A 19,096-nucleotide genomic window follows, 5' to 3' on the forward strand; every position below is an offset into this window, starting at 1 on the left:
CGGTGTCAGTTGGCAGACGGACAGCCTCGCTGCGCAGTGGTTGCTGCCTGGCTGATCAACGCGGCCAGGCGTTTGACGTTGTTTTGCTGGGCCACCACCAAGTCATCAATGGAGGGGCCTGAAGGCGTCTGCAAGGTGCTGCGGCACGTAATCAGCGTGTTATCGCCTTCGCCGGGATTGCGCAGGCGCCATTTGACGTCGATCAAACCGTACTGCCCGGGAATCGAGTCGAAGCGTTGCACCTCCAGGCGTACTGACACTCTTCGCTTCGGACTGCTGTTGGCCAGTTGATCCACCAGAGCACTGCGCAACTCGTCCACCAGACTCGCAGCCCACCATTGGGTTTCGAGAATTGCCACGCCGCTGTTGCCCTGACGAATGACGATCTGCGGACGATCGACCTGGGCCGGTACGCTGAGGCTTTCGATCTGGATTTCCCCACCGTTGCCTCGTGCGGTGCCGCTCAATTGTGCCGGGGTCAGGGTGTGGAACTGAATCGGGTCACTGCGGCAGGCGGCGAGCAGTAGACACGCAGTGACCAAGGTAATCTTCAGCGAAAAAGCCATGGGTGTTGCTCCTGTGGTCAGTTGCGCGGTGGGCCCTGTAGGTCCGTCGGTGCTGCGTTATTGGGACGACCGCGAATCAGCGACTCTGGATGCCGGCCCAGGTAATCCGAGAGCTCACGCAGGGAGCGCGACATGCGCCCGAGTTCTTCCAGGGTCTGGGTCAATTGCTCGCGTTGCGGCGAGTCTTCGGCAAGGGTCGAGCTGGCCGATTGCAGGGTTTTGCTGACGTCTGCCAGGGTGGTTTGCACGCCAGGCAGGGTCTTGGCGTTGAATTGCGCGAGGCCCTTGCGCAGCTCTACGAGGTTGCTGTCGAGGTTGCCGGCGATGCGCTCGATGGGCAGTTGGTTGATCTTGGTGACCATGCCTTCGAGTTTTTCCTGCAACTGTTCGAGGCTGCCAGGAATGGTGGGAATGCTGACAGGGCGGGCGGTCGGGTCGAACACGACTTTCTCCGCTTTGGGATAGAAGTCGAGTGCGATGTACAACTGGCCGGTCAACAGATTGCCGCTGCGGGCCTGGGCCCGCAGACCGTTTTCGATGAAGCTGCCCATCAACCGTACGCCGGCGGCTTCGTCATTGGGGTCATGCTTCAACGCTTCAAGCATTCTGGCGTGGGCCTGGCCGAGCCGTTGCGGGTAGATCACGATGCCGACGTTGACCGGAAAGCTGCGTTTTTTCGGGTCGAAATCCAGATTGACCGACACAACCCTGCCGAACTCGATGCCAAGGAACTCCACCGGCGCACCGACTTTCAACCCGCGCAATGCCTGGTCGAAACGCAAACTCAGGAACTGCGCCTTGCCGCTGGGCGGGGCGAGGGCGGTTTGCTGGTCTTCGAACAGCTCGAAGCCTTTGTCCTCTAGCGCCGGTTTATCGTTGGGGCTGTATTCCGGCGCCCTGAACGCGATGCCGCCCACCAATATGGACGAGAGCGACTCGGTCTTCACCGAAAAACCGTTGGCGCCGACATTGACATCGATGCCGCTGGCATTCCAGAACCGGGTGTTATCGGTGACGAAGGCATCGTTGGGCGAATGGATGAAGACTTCGAGGTTCACCCCTTTGCCGTCGGCATCCAGGGCATAGGCGACCACTTGGCCGACCGGAATTTTGCGGTAGTAGACCGGGGAACCAATGTCGAGCGAGCCCAGGTCCTGGGTGTGCAGCGTAAAGCGCTTTCCGGGTTCGCCATAGGTAATGGGGGGCGGATTTTCCAGCCCGGTAAAATTCTTCGACCGGGCATTGGCCTGGCCGATGTCGGCGCCAATGTAGTCCCCGGACAGCAGTGTATCGATGCCCGACACGCCGCCAGCACCGATGCGGGGCCGTACCACCCAGAATTGCGAGTCTTCGCGGGTGAAACTTTCCGCCTGCTTGGACAGTTTGATGGTGGCGTTGACGCTTTTCTGGTCGCCGCTCAATTCCACGTCGGAGACATGCCCGATCACCACGTTGCGGTATTTGACCTCGGTCTTGTTGGCGGTCAGGCCGCTACCGGTCTTGAACGTGACGGTGATGGTCGGTCCTTCCTGCAAAATGCTGTGAACCACCAGCGAAATACCCACCAGCACCGCGACAATCGGCACGATCCACACCAATGAAACGCTGTAGCGGCGGGTCTTGATGGGGGCCTGCCCGGGAGCTTGCGGCCCGTCAGCGGCTTGAGACTTCATCCATGACCTCCTCGTTTTCGGAATGTTGCTGATCCCAGATCAGACGTGGGTCGAAACTCATCGCCGACAGCATGGTGAACACCACCACCAGACCAAAAAACAGAATGCCCGCGCGCGGTTCGATATCGGCCAGCGCCTGGAACTTCACCAACGAAGCCACCAGGGCGACCACGATCACGTCGAGCATCGACCAATAACCGATGAGCTCGACGAAACGGTACATTTTTGAGCGCTCCTTGCGCGCCCAATCACTGTCGCGCTGAACGGTCACCAGCAATAACGACAGGGCGACGAACTTGATGCCCGGCACCGCGATGCTGGCAATGAAAATGATCAGGGCGATGTCCCAGGCGCCGTGCTGCCAGAAATCCAGCACACCACCCATGATTGTGCTGTCCGCGCCGCTGCCGACCATTTTGGTGTTCATCACCGGCAACACATTGGCCGGGATGTAAAACACCAATGACGTGATCAAGTAGGCCCAGGTTCGGGTCAGGGCGTTGGTTTTGCGCCGATGCAGCGGCGCACCGCAGCGTTCGCATTCGTGGGGGTCGCCGGTCATGTCACAGGCCAGGCCGCAGCTGTGGCAGAGACACAGGTTGAGTTCGCTGGCGACTGGTGGCGTAGTCATAAGACATCCCACAGTTCACGGACATCGCGCCCGGCGATGCGGATCATCATCAGGCTGAGAATGGCCAGGGCGAACAGGCCGATACCAGGCAGGACGTCGAGCAACCCGGCGAGCTTGATCACCGCGACCATCGCCCCCAGCAGGCAGACTTCCAGCATGCTCCAGGGCCGCAGGGTTTCCAGCCAGCGCATACAGAATCTGAAACCCGGCGAACGACGGGAGGCGAGGGCAAAACTCAGGACCCAGATCAGCAGCAGCAACTGGAAAATCGGCGCGATGATCATGGCGATTGCCGCCACCATCGCGATGAAGGTAATCGGGCCCAGACTCAGGGCCTGTACCGAATCCCACAGCGTCGCGCTGTTTTTCAGGCCTTGCAGGCTGATGCTCATGACCGGGTAGAAATTGGCGAAAATCCACAGCATCAGCGCGGTGACGGTCAGCGCCAGCCGCTGCTCCACCGTCAGGCCGTTATAGCGCTGAAGCACGCCGCCGCAGCGCGTACAGAGGGTTTTCTGATGTTTGGCGAGCGTGACTTTTTGATACACGCAGTCGCAGTGCTCGCAGATGATCAGTTGGTCAGTCGTAGCCATAGGCCGCACTCGCCAGGAGGCAGGAAAGTCAGAGCACATCCTCAATATAGAAGTGCCTTGCGATTGAGCAAATTAAAAGGCGGACTTAAAGCTGACTTGCTGGTGATCGGGCCTCGAGTCCTGCACTGATCTTGCGGCCGCCATCGCCAGCAAGCCGGCTCCTACAGGGTTTAGTGTTTGCCCGGTGGATCGGCTGCGCACGGCCATTGTAGGAGCCGGCTTGCCGGCGATCGGACCTTGAGGTTTGCGGTGATATTGCGGGCGTCATCGCCAGCAAGCTGGCTCCTACAGGGTTTGGTGTTTTCCCGTCGGATCGGCTGCGCACGGCCATTGTAGGAGCCGGCTTGCTGGCGATTGGGCCTTGAGGCTGCGGATATGTTGAGGGCGCCATCGCCAGCAAGGGGTGGGTGTTTTAGCCGAGGATTTCGCGCAGGCGATACCAGAACATGCCGAGGGCCAGCAGCGGTGAGCGCAGCTTCGGGCCGCCGGGGAAGGTCATGTGGGGCACGGCGCTGAATACGTCAAAGCCTTGGCTGTGCCCGGCATGAATCGCTTCGCCCAGCAGTTTGGCGCACCAATGGGTCACGTTCAGGCCGTGACCGGAATAACCCTGTGCGTAGAACACGTTCGGATGCTGACTCAAGCGCCCGACCTGCGGGAAGCGATTGGCGGTGATACCAATCTTGCCGCCCCATTGATAATCAATGCGCACATCGGCCAGTTGCGGGAACACCTTGAGCATTTGCGGGCGCATGTAGGCGGCGATGTCTGCCGGATCACGCCCGGAATAATGGCAGGCACCGCCGAACAGCAAACGCCGGTCCGCCGAAAGCCGGTAGTAATCCAGGCCGACTTTCTGGTCGCACAGTGCCAGGTTCTGCGGGATCAACTGCGTTGCGACGTCAGGCGCCAACGGCTCGGTGGCGATGATGTAGCTGCCCGCCGGAAGCACCTTGCCGCTGAGCTTCGGTTCGAGTTCGTCCAGGTGCGCGTTACACGCCAGCACCAGGCTGCCGGCGCGCACCGTGCCCCCGGCACAACGCACCTGCACGGTATTGCCATGAATCAACTCCAGCACCGGGCTCTGTTCGAAGATCTGCACCCCAAGCGATCGCGCCAGTCGCGCTTCGCCGAGCACCAGATTGAGCGGGTGCAAATGTCCCGAACCCATGTCCACCAGGCCACCGGCATACACGCCTGAATTCACTACGTGTTCACGGATCTGCTCCGGCCCGACCAATCGCGTTTCATGGGCGTAACCCGACTCGACAAGGCCTTCCTGCTCAGCCTTGAACGCCGCGAACTGTGCCTTGGTGTTGGCCAGTTCGCAAAAACCCCAGCGCAGGTCGCAATCGATGCCGTGCTCGCGGATGCGCTTGCCCACCAGCTCGACCGATTCGGTCCCCGCGCGCTCCAGGTAACGCACGCCTTCTACACCGATGTGCCGGGCGAAACCGCTGACGTCATGGCCAATGCCGCGGATCAACTGGCCACCGTTGCGCCCGCTGGCGCCCCAGCCGATCCGCCGGGCTTCCAACAAAATCACCGAGAGCCCGCGCTGGGCCAGTTCGATGGCCGTGTTGACCCCGGTAAACCCGCCGCCGATCACGCAGACATCGGCGACAAGGTCCTCTTCCAGCGTAGGGAAGGGCGTCAGCGTATGGGCCGATGCCGCGTAATATGAACGTGCATGTTCGAGGTTGTACTGATTCATTTGTTGGACTTCACTTTGCTCCAGGAACGGGTCATCAGCCGCATGATCGCCTGGGGCGGGGTGGTCGAGATGTAGAGTTTGTCGAGCACTTCCTGAGGCGGGTAAACCTCGGGATTGTTCACCAACTCAGGGTCCATGAATTGCTTGGCGGCCGGGTTGGGGTTGGCGTAACCGACCGAGGCGCTGACCTTGGCGATCACTTGTGGGTCGAGCAGGTAGTTGATGAAGGCGTGCGCCTCTTTCGTGTTGCTGGCGTCGGCAGGAATCGCCAGCAAATCGAACCACAGGTTGCTGCCTTCCTTCGGAATCGCGTAGGCGATGTTCACGCCGTTCTTGGCTTCCTTGGCGCGGTTGGCAGCCTGGAACACGTCGCCGGAATAACCGAACGCCACGCAGATGTCGCCGTTGGCCAGGTCCGACACGTACTTGGATGAGTGGAAGTAAGTGATGTAAGGCCGGATGCTCAGCAACTTGGCTTCGGCCTTCTTGTAGTCCTCGGGATTTTCGCTGCGCGGGTCCATGCCCATGTAATTGAGGATCGCGGGGAAGACTTCATCCGCCGAGTCCATCATCGACACGCCGCACTGGCTGAGCTTCTTGATATTTTCCGGTTCGAACAGCACGGCCCAGGAGTCGATGTGATCGATGCCCAGCACTTGTTTGACCTTGTCGACGTTGTAGCCGATGCCATTGGTGCCCCACAGGTAAGGCACCGAATGCTCGTTGCCCGGATCGTTTTTCTCCAGTAGCGCCAGCAGTTTCGGGTCAAGGTTCTTGGAGTTCGGCAGCTGTGCGCGATCCAGCTTGAGGAACGCGCCGGCCTTCACCTGGCGCGCGAGGAAGTGGTTGGACGGCACCACCACGTCATACCCGGTACGACCGGCGAGCAGTTTGCCCTCCAGGGTTTCGTTGGAATCGAAAACGTCGTAGATCACCTTGATTCCGGATTTGGCCTGGAAGTCGGCGAGGGTGGTTTCGCCGATGTAATCGGTCCAGTTGTAGACGCTGACCTGTGGTTGAGCCTGAGCAACAGCGCTGAATAGCAGGGCCAGCGCGACCGGGACCACGGATTTCAATAGACGCATATCGACACCTCTTGGAGTTGTTGGATTCTTGTAGGAGCGAGGCTTGCCCGCGAAGGCGGACTGCCAGCCAACGGCGATGTTGAATGTGCTGGACTCTTCGCGGGCAAGCCTCGCTCCTACACGAATGTGTGATCTCGTGTGGTTTTCAGACACTAAGAAGCAAAAACTCCCGCTCCCACGAGCTGATCACGCGCTTGAAGTTCTCGTGCTCCGCTCGCTTGACCGCGACATAACCGCGGACAAACTTGCTGCCCAGATAACGCTCGATGGTTTCGCATTCTTCCATCTGCGTCAGCGCGTCTTCGATGGTGATCGGCAGGCGCAGGTTCCGTCGTTCGTAGGCCCGGCCCTGTACCGCAGCGCTCGGCTCGATGCGCTCGACCATGCCGAGGTAACCGCACAGCAGGCTGGCGGCGATGGCCAGATACGGGTTGGCATCGGCGCCGGGCAAACGGTTTTCCACGCGCATCGCCTCGGGGCTGGAGGTCGGCACACGCAGGCCCACGGTACGGTTTTCCTCACCCCACTCGACGTTCACCGGTGCCGAGGTGTCCGGCAGGAAACGGCGGAACGAGTTCACGTTGGGCGCAAACATCGGCAGCACTTTGGGGATGTATTTCTGCAGGCCGCCGATGTAATGCAGGAACAGCTCGCTCATCTGCCCGTCGGCATTGGCGAAGATCGGCTGGCCGGTGGCGATGTCCACCACACTCTGGTGAATGTGCATGGCGCTGCCCGGCTCGTCGCCAATCGGCTTGGCCATGAACGTCGCTGCAACATTGTGCTTGAGCGCTGCCTCGCGCATCGTGCGTTTGAACACCGTGATCTGATCGGCCAGGTCCAGCGCGTCGCCATGGCGGAAGTTGATTTCCATCTGCGCCGGGCCGTCTTCGTGGATCAGCGTGTCGAGGTCCAGGCCTTGCAATTCGCACCAGTCGTAGACGTCTTCAAACAGCGGGTCGAATTCGTTGGCGGCGTCGATGGAAAACGACTGACGCCCACTTTCCGCACGGCCCGAACGGCCCATCGGCGCCTTGAGCGGCAAGTCCGGGTCTTCGCAGCGCTGGGTCAGGTAAAACTCCATTTCCGGAGCGACAATCGGCTTCCAGCCTTTGTCGGTGTACAACTGCAAGACTTTCTTCAGCACGTTGCGCGGCGACAGTTCGATCGGGTTGCCGAACTTGTCGAAGGTGTCGTGGATCACGATTGCGGTGGGCTCGATGGCCCATGGAATCACGTACACCGCATCGGAAACCGGCTTGCACACCATGTCGATGTCGGCCGGGTCGAGCAGGTCGTAGTAGATGTCATCGTCGACAAAGTCCCCGGTTACCGTTTGCAACAGCACACTTTCCGGCAGGCGCATGCCTCGCTCATGCAGGAACTTGTTGGTGGGCGCAATTTTGCCGCGTGCAATGCCGGTCAGGTCGCTGACGACACACTCGACTTCGGTAATCTTGTGATCTTTCAGCCACGTGAGCAGCTGATCGAAAGGGACATTCATAAAGACCTCGTTATTGGTTTTATTAACGCCGGGGAGGGTGGTTTCATCCGCCACACACTTCCCCTGGGACGCGTTGACGACTATCTTGGGCGAGCCTTGACGTTCCATCTATCCACTTTCAGCAGCACCAAAACGCACCAAACGAGTGCGTAAGGTCACCCATGACAGCGTGCAATCCATTACAGGTCCAAGCGTTCGATACCGCCGATGTCGCCGAGCAAATCCGCGCCACCCCGGGTTGGGTCCAGCATTACCAGCAGATGTCGCCGGGGCATTTCGCCGGGCGGGTGCGTTACCTCGACCTGCAGGGCGTCGAGATTTACGAAGAACACATGAACACCCGGGTCGAGCAGAATTTCAGCGCGCCCGAGGGTGCACTGGCATTCTGTTTCGATCGCAGTGACAACGCGCTGTACGTGCTGAATGAAGAAAGCCGCAACATCTGGATCACGCCGGAGAACTACCAGGAAATCGCCGTGGTGTTCGGGCCGGAGTTCGTTCAGCGTCACGGTCTGAATGTCGCCAGGCTCGAAGGTTTGTTCATGGCGCCGCTGAACTCGGGGCAGAACGCGCTGTTCAGTCGCTGGCTGAGCGGAACGTTGACCCGGTTGGCGCAAACCCTCGATCCGCCGAGCAAAGAGGCCTTGACCCAGCAGTTGCTGGAAGACTGCCTGTACATCCTCGACAACGCCTCGGTCTGCCTGGATCGCGGCGGTTTGCAGCGCCGCGCTGAAGAACGGGCGGTGATGAAGCGCATTGGTGAATGGGCGGCCGATTCCCCGGAAGAAACCCTGAACCTGCTGGAGCTTTCCCGGGTTGCCGGGGTGTCATTGCGTCAGTTGCAGCACGCGTTCAAGGCGTACACCGGCATGACGCCGACCCATTGGCTGCGTCTGCGCCGACTCAACAGCGCCCACCGCGAACTGCTGAATCGCTCGCCTATGGAAACCACCGTGGCCGAAGTGGCGATGCAGTGGTCGTTCTGGCATTTGGGGCGGTTTTCCAGCAGCTACCGAGCGTTGTTCAAAGAGCTTCCCAGTCAGACCCTCGCGCGTAAAACCGGCCGGGCATCAAGCCGCTGAGCCGATCACTGCTCAGCGTGGCTTGGTGGCTTTGGGTGATTTAGTGCTGCCGGGGATGTGCAGGTAAGCCATGACGCTTTCGGTCAACTCGGTCGCCAGTTTGACGGCTTCCTTGTTGCGCGCCATCACCCCAGCGACCAACCCTTCGATCAAGGCAAGTACGGCGATGTTGGAACTGGTCATGACCGGGTGATCGGCCGGGGCGAACAGAACGTGATCGGCAACGCTGGTCAGCGGCGACGCAGGCGAATCGGTGATTGCCAGCACCTTGGCCCCGCGTTCATGGGCGAAACGGGCGAGTTGCAGGGTGTCGAGCGAGTAACGCGGCAGGGCAATCGCCAGCAAGACGTCCTGGTCGGTAATGGCGGCCAGACGGTAAGCGGCGTTTTCGTTACCACCCTCCATGCTGATCGCGGTGGCGTCCGCACAGAACGGCATCAGCGTCGAGGCGGCGAGGCCGGCAAAATAGACGCTGTTGCCAAAACCAAGAATGTAGATTTTGCGTGCGTTGATCAGGCTGGTGACGAACGCTTCAAACGTGTCTTCATGGTTGTTGGTCGCCGCCGTCGCCAGGTTACTGGTGGCGCTCTGGATTTGTTCCTGCAGCCCAAACGCGCCGTCGGGGCGATGCGCCAGTTCGTTGCGCAGCTTGTCGACGGGCGAGACCATTTGCTGCAACGTCGCCACCAGCTCGGCCTTCATGCCGGTGTAGCCGCCGAGGTTCAGGGCTTTGGCCAGGCGGTTTACCGCTGCGGGTGAGGTGGACGTGACGTGAGCCATCTCTTCAATGGTCAGCGTCGCCGCCTTCAGCGGGTGGCGCAGAATGAAGTCGGCCACTTTGCGCAATGACGGCGGCAACTCGGAGACGGTTTCCGCCAGTTTGCGCATGACCGGCGCGGCATAGACCGTGGTGTCTTTCGATGGGGTCGGCATATCCGGCTCAACATTTCCTGAGAATTAGAGAAGGCCTGGCATGAGGTTGGCGCGAGTGTATCCGAAGCCGACCCTCGACGTGCAGCGCAAGGGCGAGGGTCGGTGACGCAAACGCGCGGATTACTTCAAGCTGCCGGCCAAAAACTGTTGCAGCCGTTCGGACTGTGGTTTTACCAGCACCTCACGCGGATCACCGCGCTCTTCGACCAAGCCCTTATGCAGGAACACCAGTTGATTGGAGACTTCCCGGGCAAAACCCATTTCGTGGGTCACCACCACCATGGTGCGTCCTTCCTGAGCGAGGTCCTGCATGACCTTCAGCACTTCGCCGACCAGCTCGGGGTCGAGTGCCGACGTCGGTTCATCGAACAGCATCACTTCCGGTTCCATGGCCAGCGCACGCGCTATCGCCACGCGCTGCTGCTCGCCACCCGACATATGCGCCGGCCACGCGTTCATGCGGTGCGCCACGCCGACTTTGTTCAAGTAATGCTCGGCCTTTTCCCGCGCTTCTTTCTTGCCCAGCCCCTGCACATGCACCGGGGCTTCCATGACGTTTTCAAGGGCACTCATGTGCGACCAGAGATTGAAGTGCTGAAACACCATCGACAGTCGCGAACGCATGCGCTGCAACTGCCGGGGTTCGGCAGCCTTCAGGCCGCCGAGTTTGTTGTTCACCAGTTTGAGCTGCTCGCCATTGAGCACGATGTTGCCCGCGTTCGGCTGTTCCAGCAGGTTGATGCAGCGCAGGAAGGTGCTTTTGCCTGAGCCGCTGGAACCGATGATGCTGATGACGTCGCCCGCTTTCGCTTCCAGGGATACGCCCTTGAGCACTTCGTGGGCGCCGTAGCTTTTGTGCAGATTCTGTATTTCAAGTTTGTACATTCTGTTCACTCTCTGGTGTCAGTCGCTGAGTAAGCGGCCCTGGCGAATCAGGCGGGTGCCGGCGACTTTGGCCAGCCACAAACCGGGTTGGGCAAAACGCAGACGTTCGCGGGCATAAAGGATGCCGTCGGTGCTGGCGCGCACGATGCTGTGGCGATCGTTCAGCGGGTCAAGCACTTCAAACAGTGGATCGCCAACCTTGACCCGGGCGCCCAGCGGTTGCAGGAAACTCACCACACCAGGGTGCGGCGCGTAGGCGTATTGCGTCCCGGCGAATGGCGTTGCTTCACAAGCGGATATCGGGGCCAGGGGCCAGTCCCCGCTGATCAGGCCTTGTTCGGCTAGATAGCCGAGAATGGCCTCGGCGCTGTCGACACATTGCTCGCGCTCGGTGTCGGCCATGCCACGCAATTCGATGGTCGTGGCCACGCACGCCATCGGGATAGCCGCTTCGGGAAACAGCTCGGCCAGGCGTAACCAAGGGATCGCACAGGCTTCATCGAAGGCGCTGCCGCCAGCATCTTCAGCCAGCAGGGCGGCACCGGCGCCCAGGCGTGCGGCCAATGAGCGCAAGCGTGGCCAGTGTTGCGGCATGGCATAAAGCAGCATGATTGATTCGAAGTCGCAGTGCAGGTCCAGCACCACGTCGGCGTCACACGCATGCCGCAACAGCAGGCGACGCAGGCCATCGAGTTCCGAAGTGGCTGGCGGTATGTCGGCGAGGACATCGGCCATGGCACGACGGATCAGCGCGGTGTTGACGTCGGCGTCGGTGCCCAGTTGGCCTTTCACCAATGCGGCCACGGCTTCGGTCAACTCGGGAAAATCACGATTGAAATTCTTGCCGCTGGAGAACTCGAAGCGACCTTGGTGGGTCGCCTGGAACATCTGGGCGATGCCGATGGGGTTGGACATCGGCACCAACTCGACGACCCCGTTCAGGCGACCTTGCTCTTCCAGTACTCGCAGACGACGTTTGAGTTCCACCGCCACGCGCATCCCCGGCAACTCGTCGGCATGCAGGGAGGCCTGGATGTAAGCCTTGCGCGGCCCGCTGCCAAAGCGAAACAGTGACAGGCGCCGCTCGGTGCCCGAAGCACTCCACGGCAACAGGTATTCAATGTGCTCCATAACAGCTCCTTAATGCTTGCGCGGTGCCAGGTATGCCAGCCAGCGGCGCTCGGCCAACTTGAACAGACGAACCAGGATGAAGGTCAGGGCCAGGTAGATAAGGCCGGCAGTGATGAACGCCTCGAACGGCAGGTAGAACCGCGAACTGACTGTTCGCGCGGCCCCGGTGATATCCACCAGCGTGACGATCGACGCCAGACTGGTGGTTTGCAGCATCATCAGCACTTCGTTGCTGTACTGCGGCAGCGCCCGGCGCAAGGCAGACGGCAGCAGAATGCGGCGGTACAACGTCACGCGCGACATGCCCATGGCTTTGGCCGCTTCGATCTCGCCATGTGCCGTGGCCTTCAAACTGCCGGCCAGCAACTCTGCGCTGTAGGCACTGGTGTTGATCGCGAAGGCCAGGCACGCGCAAAAGGTGGCACTGGACAGGTAGGGCCAGAGCGCGCTTTGGCGTACCGATTCGAACTGCGCCAGGCCGTAATAGATCAGGAACAACTGCACCAGCATGGGCGTGCCGCGGATCACGTAGGTGTAAAGCCAGGCCGGAAAGTTGATCAGCGGCGATCGAGACACCCGCATCAACGCCAGCGGAACGGCCAGGACCAGGCCGAAGGCCAGGGAAATCAGCAGCACTTTCAGCGTCACCAGGATGCCGTTGAAATACAGCGGCAGGTTTTCCCAGATCAGGTTGTAGTCGAGCATCATTGGTTGCTCCCCATCACAGTTCGGCGGCTTTGATGCCGACCGAGTAGTGTTTTTCCAGATAGCGCAGCACCAGCAATGACAGGCTGGTCAGCATCAGATAGAGCGCCGCCACCGCGAGGAAAAAGGTAAACGGCTGGTGGGTGGCGTCAGCAGCGTTCTTGGCTTTGAACATCATGTCCTGCAAGCCGATGACCGATATCAGCGCGGTGGATTTGGTCAGCACCAGCCAGTTGTTGGTGAAGCCGGGAAGGGCGAAACGAATCATCTGCGGCACCAGAATTCGCCAGAACACTTGCGTGCCCCTCATGCCATAAGCGGCTCCAGCCTCGGCCTGGCCTTTAGGGATCGCCATAAACGCGCCGCGAAAGGTTTCCGACAGGTAGGCACCAAAAATGAAACCCATGGTGCAGACACCGGCGATAAAGGGATTGATATCGATATAGCGGGTGTAACCGAGCGCAAGAGCGACGCGGTTCACCAGATCCTGGCCGCCGTAGAAAATCAGCAGGATCAACACCAGGTCGGGAATGCCCCGAATCAGGGTGGTATAACTTTCGCCCAGCATCGCCAGCCATTTCAGTGGCGACAAACGAAAGGCCGCTCCCAGCAGACCCAATGCTATCGCCATGGCCATGGAAGTCAGGGCCAGGTTAACGGTCAGCCAGGCGCCATCGAGAATGCTCGATCCGTAGCCGTGAAGCATGATGAAGTTCCTCAAGCGAGCGCGGTGAGGCGCGCAAACAAGCCCAAAGCGACGCCTGCCCGGGGGCCGGCGCCAGAGTGGCGGGTGAAGGCTTATTCGCCGTAGATATCGAACGCGAAGTACTTGCTCATCACTTGCTGGTACTTGCCATTTTCGCGGATGGCGTCAATGGCGGCACTCAGGCGGGCAACGTTGGCACTGTCACCTTTACGCACCGCGATCCCGGCGCCCCGACCGAAGTATTTCGGGTCGTTGATGTCCGGCCCCACCAGGGCGAAATCCTTGCCCGCCGCGGTTTTGATAAAGCTTTCGTTGGTGTTGACGATGTCGGCCAGCGTCGCGTCCAGACGGCCCGACGCCAGGTCCAGGAACGCCTCATTCTGCGAGGAATAGCGCACCACCTCGATCCCGCGTTCCGCCAGTTGTTCGGTGGCGAAACGGTCGTAAGTCGAGGCGCGTTGCACGCCGACTTTCTTGCCTTTGAGATCAATCAGCGGGTCGTTGATCACGTTGCCGGCCTTCATCGCGAACTTGCCCGGCGTGTGGTAGTACTTTTTGCTGAAGTCGACCGACTTCATCCGGTCTTCGGTAATCGACATCGACGACAGCACGGCGTCGATCTTGCGCACCTTGAGTGACGGGATCATGCCGTCGAATTCCTGGATGACCCACTCGCATTTGATCTTCATTTCTTCGCACAGGGCATTGCCGATGTCGTAGTCGAAACCGCTGACGTTGCCCTCCGGTGTCTTGAAGGAGAAGGGAGGGTAAGCGGCTTCGATACCGATACGCAGGCTGTCTTCGTCGGCATGCGCCAGGAAGCTTGTTGCGCACAGTGCCATGGCGCCTAGAAGTGCTCTTTTGTTCATTTTGTTGACTCCTTGAAGGGGCGTTTGGGTGGTCCGGGTAGAAGCCGTCCGATCTGGCGATGTCGCAGTCCCTGAAATGTGTGCAGCTATAATTGACACGTTTTATTTCATATTGCAACTGCGTGAAAATAATCATATCAACACAAGGCGCGCAAATTCTCGACGCGCATGACCCGAAACCGGTGTGTAGTGAGGGCCGTCAGTCACCCGTCGGAGGAGGGGGAGCGGGGGTGATCTACACTCTTGATGGCTGAGAAAAATGCCAGGAGGTTTTCATGAACAGGTTGTCTTGCATTGGCCTGTGTCTAGCGCTGTCGGTTGTCGCTACTCAGAGTCGGGCAGAAACGGTTGTGCCGATGAAAGGGCAGAACTCGCAACAGACACAGCTGGACATCAATGAGTGCCACAACGTGGCCGCCAGTCAGAGTTCATCGACGCAGCCAACATCCGGTGGCCGCCTGAAAGGCGCGGCGGTCGGTGCCGCTGCCGGAGCCGCTGGAGCTCAGGTTCGCGGGCGCCAGCACGACGAGTTTTATGACCGCGTCGATGACGATGTAAAGCAGGATTATCGGCAGAATCGCGCCAAAGAGACGGCAGCGGCAGGCGCGGTGGTCGGTGGCTCGCGTCAACGCCAGGAGCGCCGGGCGCAGCAGAAAACCGCCGCTTCGACCAGCTCGACGGCCTATACCAGTTGCCTGCAAGGTAAGGGGTATCAGGTCAATCCCTGAGCGTGTTTTGGCGGTCGCTGATCCAGCAGATACACCATCAGGCAGGCATACAGCGTCACCAGAATGAACAGTCCCATGCGCACGGCGAACGCGGTGTAGACGTCCTTGCCTGCGATGCTGTCCTGCACCGACTGGCCCAGCAGAATGATCATCGTGATCAGGCTGTTGAGCCAGAACCCCGGGGTTAAACCTGTCGGGCTCAGCGCGTAGAGCTTGCGCGCAATGATCAGACCGAACAGCAGCATCCACAGAAAAAACATCCAGAGGTGCACAAACAGGCTGAGTGCACTCCAGAACAGCACCGCCAACACTCCGGCGAGCAGGGTCGAACCGACCAGTTCGCGACCGGCGTTGCGGGCTGTGGTGGAACTCTGCTGACCCAGGCCGACCGCCTTCAGGATGATCGGCAGATAGCTTGCCGGATCGATCAATGCCAGTAAAAACGCCGGTAGCACAATCAGGGTTGCACGCAGCGCCACGCGGCTGACTTCTTCGGCCGGCATCGGCGGCGCGACCGGCGGCGACGGTGCGTTGGCAGGTTCAGGAAACAGCCAATGACTCAGCCCGACCACCATCACGGCCAGCAGCAATCCTTTGACCAGCGCCCCGATGACCGTCGCCGCGAGATCGAACTCGGCGACACCGGCCGAGGAAATCATGGTCAGGCCGATCACCAGGAACGTGACGATCAAATTATTGCCGCCGCGCAGACCAAAACGAAACACCAGAAACAGGCACACGCCGATCAACAACACGCCGCTGACCGGGTAATAACGCAGGATCGGAATCAGCAACAGGCCGACACCAGTGGTCAACATTGCGATCAGCGCGAGCGCCAGTCCAGCCTTAAACGGCAGCGCACGATTGACGCTGGCGAGCAGCAACAACGCCAGCACCGGCGCGATGAACGGAATCGGCAATCCCAAACCGAAACTGGCCGCCAGGCACATCGCGGTGCCGGTGGCCAGGCGCAATGCGCGCTGCTCCCGGGGCGTGCGCTCAGTAGGCATACGACAGCCAGCTCATCAGGCCCACAAACAAGCGGCCGAGTGGATTCAACGGATTGCCCTCGGTGGGGAACGCCATGACTTCAGCCTGACCGCCGGTACGAATGGCGCGACTGTCTTGCAGTTTGGCCATCGAGTCTTTGGAAAACTCGATGATCACCGGAAAGCGTTGCGCCGGGCGCAGCCAGTCACGGCTGTTCTGCACAGTGGGCAACGTACCGGGTGGCGGCGTCTGACCGACACTGACGCCGTAACCGACACTGCGCACGCGCCCGTCGAACACCTCGCCCGGCAGCGCATCCAGAACGATTGCCACCGGCGTATCGACCCTGACCCGACCGAGGTTGTTTTCGGTCATGTCCGCGCTGATCCAGACATCGTGGATCGCGATCAGTGTCATCACCGGACTGCCTACAGCTGCAAACTGCCCGGCGTCAGTGCGCAAGTCGGTAATCAAACCGGCCGACCGCGCACGAATCTGCGTATTGGCCAGATCCAGTTCGGCTTTCGACAACGCGGTGGCTGCACTGCGCAGCAAGGCGTTCTCTTCCTCGCTGCCACCTTCCTGCTCACGCGCGCGCTGGACTTCGGCACGGGCAGCGGCAACCTGGCTGACCGCTTGTTCGCGGTTGGCCCGAGACACTTCCAGCAGGCGCACGGAAATGGTCCCGGGGTCGTCGCGGTACAAACCTTCAAGGCGCTGATTGTCCTGGCGAGCCTTGAGTTCGTTGGCTTGCGCGGCGCGTAAATTGGCCTGGGCCGAGGCAATGCCGGCGGTACTGGCGCCGATCTGGCGACGTGTCGACTCAAGGTCTGCGCGCGCACGGTCGACGGCGATCTGATAAGGCTGAGGATCGACCTCGAACAGCACGTCTCCCGCCTTCACGTCCTGATTGTTGCGCACGTTGACGCGAATGACCCGACCGGCCACTTCCGCGGCCACCGGAATGACAAAGGCACCGACCCGAGCCTGTTGCGTATAAGGCGTGTATCGGTCGGCCAACAGATACCAGGCCAGGCTCAGGAGGATCAACAGCAGCACCCACTTGAGCCCTTTTTTCGCCGGGTCGGCAGGCGGTTCCGGCGCCTTGGAGGAGGGCGCCTCAGGGGAGGGTTGCGCGGCATCACTCATGGTCCGTTACCTTTTTTGGCGGCTGCGGGCTCATCCAGTAAATCGCCCCAGTCCGTGCGTTTTTTCATGTCCTGGCGGGTGGCCGGATCAACGATCGGCTGGGCGCTGTACCAACCGCCACCCAGCGCCTTATACAGCGCGATCACATTGCTCACGGCATTGCTGCGGCTGACCAGGTAATTGTCCTGTTGCTCCAGCAATGCGCGTTGCGCGTCCAGCACCCGCTGAAAGTCGGAATAGCCTTCGCGATACTGGGCGCTCGCCAGCACCAACGAACGTTTGGCGGCGACTTCGGCCTCACGCAGGATGCTTTCGCGCTCCAGGGATTTGATCAGTCCATTGGCGGCGTCATCTGCCTCGCGAGCCGCTTGGCGAACCTTGTCGCGGTAGGCCTCGATCAACTGCTGCAACCGCGCATCCTGCACGCGCACGTTGTTGCTGATCTGGCCATGGTCGAACAGGTTCCAGCGCAGGCTGGGACCACCGATCAGGTCCAGACTTCTCGAGGTGCCATTGAGCGTGTCGGCCGACCAGACGATGCTGCCCAATAAGGTCAGCGACGGGTAGAAATCGCTTTCGGCCACACCGATCAAGGCCGATTGGGCCGCGACATTCAGTTCAGCGGCGCGTACATCGGGGCGTCGCAGCAGCAGATTGGCCGGGACGTCCTGCAGCACGGCGCGGTCGACCAGCGGGATCAGTCCTTCATTGTCGATGAGTTGCGGTAGCGCACCGGGCGGCTGGCCAATCAACACCGCCAACGCATTGCGCGTGCGCAGCAACTGATCCTCGAAGCTGGGGATGGTGCTCAGGGTGCCCAGGTATTGTGTCCTGGCTTGCTGCAAGTCGAGTTCGGCTTGTTGGCCGCTGTTGAACAGCTTTTCGGTGATCTCGAAATTACGCTTTTGCTGTTTGGCGTTTTCCCTTGCAACCCGCAAGCGTGCCTCGGTGGTGCGTAACAAGAAGTACGTATCCGCCAGCTGCGCGCGCAGCAGCACGAGCACGTCTTCATAGTTGGCATGGGCGGCGAAGTAACTGGCATCGGCCGACTCGATCGCTCGGCTGAAACGCCCCCAGAAGTCCAGCTCCCAGCCAATGTCGAACCCGGCACTGTGCTGCCAGAAATGGCTGTCCTGAGGATTGTTCCCGCCGGATTGCCGGCGGTTGAAGTACAGACTGTCGGCGCTGGCTTGCTGCAGTTGCGGATAGCGTCCGCTCTGGGCAATCCCCAGTTGCGCACGAGCTTCCATGACCCGCAGACCGGCAATCTTCAGATCCGAATTGTTCGTATCCGCTTCGGCAATCAGACGATCGAGGACGGGATCGCCGAAGACTTGCCACCACTGACGCAAATCCGGGTTCAGGCTGCGTTGACTGGATTGCTCAAGGGCAGGGGAGCTCCAGTGCTCGATCCACGTGGGCTTCGGCGACTGAAAATCCGGCCCCAGACGTACGCAGCCACTCAAGCCGAGCACACCCAGCAGCAACAGTTGTCCCGATCGCGTCAGATGCATGCATGTTTTCCAGCCAAGGAAGTTCACAGGAGCATAGACGTCCAAATGATCAACTGACTGCTAAGCTGTCCAAACATCTGACCCTTTTAACAGGTACGACAGCCATGAATGCACCCCATACCGCTGGATGGCGATTCAAACTGGGCATCGCGATCATTTGTCTGATGCTCGGCTCCTGGCTGTTGGTGCCGATCATGGCGGCAACCGACATGCCGGGTTCCAAGATCGCCGCGCTGACCGGCGTCCTGTTTATCAGTAACAAAGTGCTGTTGATTATCGTCATTGCTGTCATGGGCAAGGCGGGGTTTCAGCAGCTTAAAAGCACTGTATTTGGCTACGTGTCTAAACTGGCACCGGCAACCGACACCGAAGTTGGGCCATGGCGTCATTGGATCGGTGTCGTGATGTTTTGTCTGCCGCTGATTTCGGCATTTCTGGAACCCTATGTCGACAGTATCTGGCCTGGACTCAGGCCAAACATCTGGCAGCTCCAGGCGTTGGGCGACTTGATGTTGATCGGCAGCTTTTTCGTACTGGGGGGCAACTTCTGGGAAAAAGTGCGCGCATTGTTCATTCGAACCGCGCGAGTGGTGAACACCAGTGCAGTGTGATTATTGATTAACTTAACTAAAGGGCTA

The 19,096-nt window shown here is 60.1% G+C and carries 19 protein-coding genes; 3 read left to right on the plus strand and 16 right to left on the minus strand.

All coding sequences use genetic code 11. The features are described 5' to 3' along the window. Window positions 1-5: 5 nt before the first annotated feature. The 7 genes from KGA97_RS00160 to KGA97_RS00190 form a co-directional block, all read right to left on the minus strand. A complete protein-coding gene (locus tag KGA97_RS00160) occupies window positions 6-566 on the minus strand; it encodes a membrane integrity-associated transporter subunit PqiC (protein WP_223479995.1) in 561 nt (186 codons plus the stop codon). Window positions 567-583: 17 nt separating this feature from the next. Continuing rightward, on the minus strand, window positions 584-2,239 hold the full coding sequence (locus KGA97_RS00165; RefSeq protein WP_008038427.1) for an intermembrane transport protein PqiB: 1,656 nt from the start codon (window positions 2,237-2,239) through the stop codon (window positions 584-586). Beyond that, window positions 2,220-2,870, minus strand: a complete 651-nt coding sequence (locus tag KGA97_RS00170; protein ID WP_008038428.1) for a paraquat-inducible protein A — start codon at window positions 2,868-2,870, stop codon at window positions 2,220-2,222. Before KGA97_RS00170 ends, KGA97_RS00165 begins: the two co-directional genes overlap by 20 nt. Continuing rightward, entirely contained in the window at window positions 2,867-3,463 is a 597-nt protein-coding gene (locus tag KGA97_RS00175) for a paraquat-inducible protein A (protein ID WP_192227209.1), read from the minus strand. The genes KGA97_RS00170 and KGA97_RS00175 overlap by 4 nt, the downstream gene beginning before the upstream one ends. Window positions 3,464-3,875: 412 nt before the next feature. Continuing rightward, window positions 3,876-5,177 carry an NAD(P)/FAD-dependent oxidoreductase gene (locus KGA97_RS00180; protein WP_223479996.1) on the minus strand — a complete coding sequence of 434 codons (1,302 nt, stop codon included), beginning with the start codon at window positions 5,175-5,177 and terminating at the stop codon, window positions 3,876-3,878. Then, on the minus strand, window positions 5,174-6,262 hold the full coding sequence (locus tag KGA97_RS00185; RefSeq protein WP_223479997.1) for a polyamine ABC transporter substrate-binding protein: 1,089 nt from the start codon (window positions 6,260-6,262) through the stop codon (window positions 5,174-5,176). The genes KGA97_RS00180 and KGA97_RS00185 overlap by 4 nt, the downstream gene beginning before the upstream one ends. A gap of 145 nt (window positions 6,263-6,407) precedes the next feature. Beyond that, the gene (locus tag KGA97_RS00190) at window positions 6,408-7,766 is read right to left on the minus strand and encodes a glutamine synthetase family protein (RefSeq protein ID WP_008026421.1); all 1,359 of its coding nucleotides are present in this window, start codon (window positions 7,764-7,766) and stop codon (window positions 6,408-6,410) included. A 161-nt stretch (window positions 7,767-7,927) separates the two neighbouring features. On the opposite strand from KGA97_RS00190, the gene KGA97_RS00195 reads away from it, so the two are divergent. Further along, window positions 7,928-8,848: a helix-turn-helix domain-containing protein gene (locus tag KGA97_RS00195; protein WP_223414308.1), complete on the plus strand. Its 921-nt coding sequence runs from the start codon at window positions 7,928-7,930 to the stop codon at window positions 8,846-8,848. Between the two features lie 12 nt (window positions 8,849-8,860). Here KGA97_RS00195 and KGA97_RS00200 read toward each other — a convergent pair whose 3' ends face one another. From KGA97_RS00200 to KGA97_RS00225, 6 genes are all read right to left on the minus strand, one after another. Further along, complete coding sequence (locus KGA97_RS00200) at window positions 8,861-9,781, minus strand: MurR/RpiR family transcriptional regulator (protein ID WP_008041565.1); 921 nt, start codon at window positions 9,779-9,781, stop codon at window positions 8,861-8,863. 120 nt (window positions 9,782-9,901) lie between these two features. Continuing rightward, window positions 9,902-10,666 carry an ABC transporter ATP-binding protein gene (locus KGA97_RS00205; RefSeq protein WP_207284309.1) on the minus strand — a complete coding sequence of 255 codons (765 nt, stop codon included), beginning with the start codon at window positions 10,664-10,666 and terminating at the stop codon, window positions 9,902-9,904. An 18-nt stretch (window positions 10,667-10,684) separates the two neighbouring features. Continuing rightward, window positions 10,685-11,797 (minus strand): succinylglutamate desuccinylase/aspartoacylase family protein, encoded by a 1,113-nt coding sequence (locus KGA97_RS00210; protein ID WP_223479998.1) that lies wholly within the window; start codon window positions 11,795-11,797, stop codon window positions 10,685-10,687. Between the two features lie 9 nt (window positions 11,798-11,806). Continuing rightward, entirely contained in the window at window positions 11,807-12,505 is a 699-nt protein-coding gene (locus KGA97_RS00215; RefSeq protein ID WP_008026413.1) for an ABC transporter permease, read from the minus strand. Between the two features lie 13 nt (window positions 12,506-12,518). Beyond that, window positions 12,519-13,208: an ABC transporter permease gene (locus KGA97_RS00220; RefSeq protein WP_008041551.1), complete on the minus strand. Its 690-nt coding sequence runs from the start codon at window positions 13,206-13,208 to the stop codon at window positions 12,519-12,521. 92 nt (window positions 13,209-13,300) lie between these two features. Then, a complete protein-coding gene (locus KGA97_RS00225; protein ID WP_008026411.1) occupies window positions 13,301-14,077 on the minus strand; it encodes an ABC transporter substrate-binding protein in 777 nt (258 codons plus the stop codon). A gap of 275 nt (window positions 14,078-14,352) precedes the next feature. Between KGA97_RS00225 and KGA97_RS00230 the strand changes: the two genes are divergently transcribed. After that, window positions 14,353-14,805 (plus strand): YMGG-like glycine zipper-containing protein, encoded by a 453-nt coding sequence (locus tag KGA97_RS00230; protein WP_008026410.1) that lies wholly within the window; start codon window positions 14,353-14,355, stop codon window positions 14,803-14,805. On the opposite strand, the gene KGA97_RS00235 is transcribed toward KGA97_RS00230, so the two are convergent. Genes KGA97_RS00235 through KGA97_RS00245 form a run of 3 tightly spaced genes read right to left on the minus strand, consistent with a single transcriptional unit; the run spans window position 14,790 to window position 18,458 of the window. Further along, window positions 14,790-15,815, minus strand: coding sequence for a DUF2955 domain-containing protein (locus tag KGA97_RS00235; protein ID WP_223479999.1), 1,026 nt, complete (start codon window positions 15,813-15,815; stop codon window positions 14,790-14,792). The two genes, KGA97_RS00230 and KGA97_RS00235, sit on opposite strands and share 16 nt — an antisense overlap. After that, window positions 15,805-16,944 (minus strand): HlyD family secretion protein, encoded by a 1,140-nt coding sequence (locus KGA97_RS00240; protein WP_223451429.1) that lies wholly within the window; start codon window positions 16,942-16,944, stop codon window positions 15,805-15,807. The genes KGA97_RS00235 and KGA97_RS00240 overlap by 11 nt, the downstream gene beginning before the upstream one ends. Beyond that, on the minus strand, window positions 16,941-18,458 hold the full coding sequence (locus KGA97_RS00245) for an efflux transporter outer membrane subunit (protein WP_192227201.1): 1,518 nt from the start codon (window positions 18,456-18,458) through the stop codon (window positions 16,941-16,943). The genes KGA97_RS00240 and KGA97_RS00245 overlap by 4 nt, the downstream gene beginning before the upstream one ends. A 104-nt stretch (window positions 18,459-18,562) precedes the next feature. On the opposite strand from KGA97_RS00245, the gene KGA97_RS00250 reads away from it, so the two are divergent. After that, window positions 18,563-19,069, plus strand: a complete 507-nt coding sequence (locus KGA97_RS00250; RefSeq protein WP_008041543.1) for a transporter suffix domain-containing protein — start codon at window positions 18,563-18,565, stop codon at window positions 19,067-19,069. The last annotated feature ends 27 nt before the right edge of the window (window positions 19,070-19,096 follow it).

The sequence above is a fragment of the Pseudomonas sp. BF-B-15 genome (genome assembly GCF_019946675.1).
Lineage (GTDB): Bacteria > Pseudomonadota > Gammaproteobacteria > Pseudomonadales > Pseudomonadaceae > Aquipseudomonas > Aquipseudomonas migulae.